At 67.6% G+C, this 2,383-nt stretch carries 1 protein-coding gene and 2 pseudogenes; all 3 read left to right on the top strand.

What is annotated here, in order from left to right:
* A pseudogene (locus tag AB5S17_RS23335) lies at nucleotides 1-209 on the top strand (methyl-accepting chemotaxis protein); the annotation flags it as partial.
* Between the two features lie 558 nt (nucleotides 210-767).
* A pseudogene (locus AB5S17_RS23330) lies at nucleotides 768-1,541 on the top strand (cache domain-containing protein); the annotation flags it as partial.
* Nucleotides 1,542-1,574: 33 nt separating this feature from the next.
* Nucleotides 1,575-2,383: HAMP domain-containing protein (locus AB5S17_RS23325; protein ID WP_369243570.1), on the top strand; the 809-nt coding region annotated here is incomplete at its 3' end.

Here is a 2,383-nt window from a genome sequence, read left to right as displayed (position 1 = left end):
CCGACGAGCTGGCAGCGGCGATGGGCCGGTTCAAGGTGAAGGCCGGCAGCAGCGCCGCGAAGGCCGCCCACGCGACCGAGCCCGCGCCGGCCCCGGCGCATCGCCCCGCCGCTGCGCGTCCGGTCCCGCAGCTGCGCGCCACCGGTGCCGGCGGCGCCGCCCGCAAGCCCGCCGCCGCAGCCAGCGAGGAGAGCTGGGAGGAGTTCTGAGGGCTCGTCTGCCACATCGCCGGAGGATCGCGATCGTTCCTCCGCTATGCTCTGCCACGGCGGCTTCGGGTGGATCCGAGGCCGCCGCTTTCAGTTGGGCGGCGAAAGACGAGGCGAGCGAGCCCGTCCGCATCCGGCAGCCTCAAGCTCCGAAAGGGCGCCTGCCGCCGCCGTCAAAGGCGGCCGCGGGAATTGCTGGGGGCGCTTGTATCTCACCGACTCCTGGGGAGACCGAAGCGGCACCCTTGGACCTGCGGCCCCGCGTCATGCTGCTCCCAAGGCCGAGCGATCGTGTACCCGATCCTATGAACTCCGCCGTCGAGGGGATTCGCGGCGGCGGCCCGGATGCCCAAGGCTGCATGGCCGCAGGTCAGGCTTCCGCCAATGCCCACAGCAGCCGCCGAACAAAGCGGGAAGGCCGGCCGCTCCCTCGATGCAAGATGTCCTTTCGCCGTACTGCTGCACTTTGCCGTCGCTGACACAGTTATTCCAGCGGCTTCGTACATCAAGAATTAAGCGCTTCTGCGGCAATCCCGTATTGTCAATCTGGGGGATCAAATGTCGCTACGGACTCGTCTTGTTGCTTCGGTTCTGTTTGCAGCGGTCGTCGCCGCGCTGGCCGTTGGAGTTCCACTCTATCTCGGAGCTCATCAGCTCATCAGCCAATCGGCCGACCGCTCGCTGACGGTGATGCACACCAAGCTCGATCGTTCGATCGCGTCGGAGGTGAACAAGGCAATGGCTCTCGCCGCCTTGGTTGCCATGCAGCCCGGCGTTGAACAGGCCATGGCGACGGGAGACCGGCAGCGCTTGGCCGACATGTTCGTTCCGGGTTTTGCGGCGATGAAGTCGCAGTACGGGGTCGAGCAGTTTCAGTTTCACACACCCGAAAGCCACTCCTTCCTCCGGATACACAAGCCGAGCAAGTTCGGGGACGACCTCTCTTCCTTCCGCTTCACGGTCGTAAAGACGAACTCGACGCACAAGCCGGTTTCCGGACTGGAGCAGGGTCGGGCGGGTGCCGGCGTACGCGCCGTCTACCCGGTCGATTATCAGGGGCGGCACGTCGGATCCGTCGAGATCGGCCTCGGTTTCGGTCAGGACTTTCTGGACCGCCTTACCACGGGCTCCGGGGACGAGTCCGAATTGTATCTCTTTCCGGCCGAAAAGGTTGCGACGTTCTCGGCTGAAGACGCGGCCCAGTCCCGGAAAGCAGCCACCTTCCAGGAAGCTCCGCAGTTGGATGCGGCAACGCTTCAGAAGGTCCGGACCGGCGAGACGGTTCGCACCACAGACCAGATTGCCGGTAAGCCCTTCGTCGGCCTGGCGGTGCCGGTCCGCGATTTCTCCGGCGACATCGTCGGCGTGGCGCATCTCCTGGTTTCCATCCAGGCGCTGCAGCAGACATCTCAAAAGATCGCCTGGATCGCGATCGGCGGCGCCGTCCTCGCCCTGCTCCTGGCTTTCGCGGTGGCGTTTTTCGCCGGCCACCGCATTGGCGGCGCCATCAAAGCCATGGCCGCCAGCATGTCCAGGCTCGCCTCGGGCGACAAGGCGGTCACCGTTCCGGGCGTTGGCCGCGGCGACGAGATCGGCGAGATGGCCGGCGCGGTGCAGGTGTTCAAGGAGCAGGCGATCGAGCGGGACCGCCTCGCCGAGGAGGCCGAGGCGGCGCGGATTTCGCAGGACCAGGCCAAGCAGCGCCAGGCGGCGCTGGACAATGCCAAGGCCGAGGACCTCCGCGCCTTCGTCGGCATGGTCGAGGTGGGCTTCGACCGGCTGTCGGCCGGCGACCTCACCGTGCGCATGGCCGGCCAGGTGGCGCCGGAATTCGAGCCGATCCGGGCCAAGTTCAACGCCTCGGTCGAGGCGCTCGAGGGCGCGATCGGCCAGGTCCTCACCTCGGTCGGCTCGATCCGCACCGGGCTTTCCGAGATCACCATCGCCTCGGGCGACCTCGCCCAGCGCACCGAGCAGCAGGCGGCGAGCCTGGAGGAGACCGTGGCGGCGCTCGGCGAGGTGACCGGGGCGGTGAACCAGACCGCCGACGGCGCCGGCAACGCCCAGAAGGTGGCGAGCGCGGCCCGCGAGAAGGCCGCAAAGGGCGGCGCCATCGTCGCCCGGGCGGTCGAGGCGATGAGCGAGATCGAGGCCTCGTCCAACCAGATCGGCCA

The organism is Jiella sp. M17.18 (genome assembly GCF_041027365.1).
Taxonomy (GTDB): domain Bacteria; phylum Pseudomonadota; class Alphaproteobacteria; order Rhizobiales; family Rhizobiaceae; genus VKMB-3413.
Note: the sequence above shows the minus strand (reverse complement) of the source record. Positions and strands in the feature narration are given on the sequence as shown.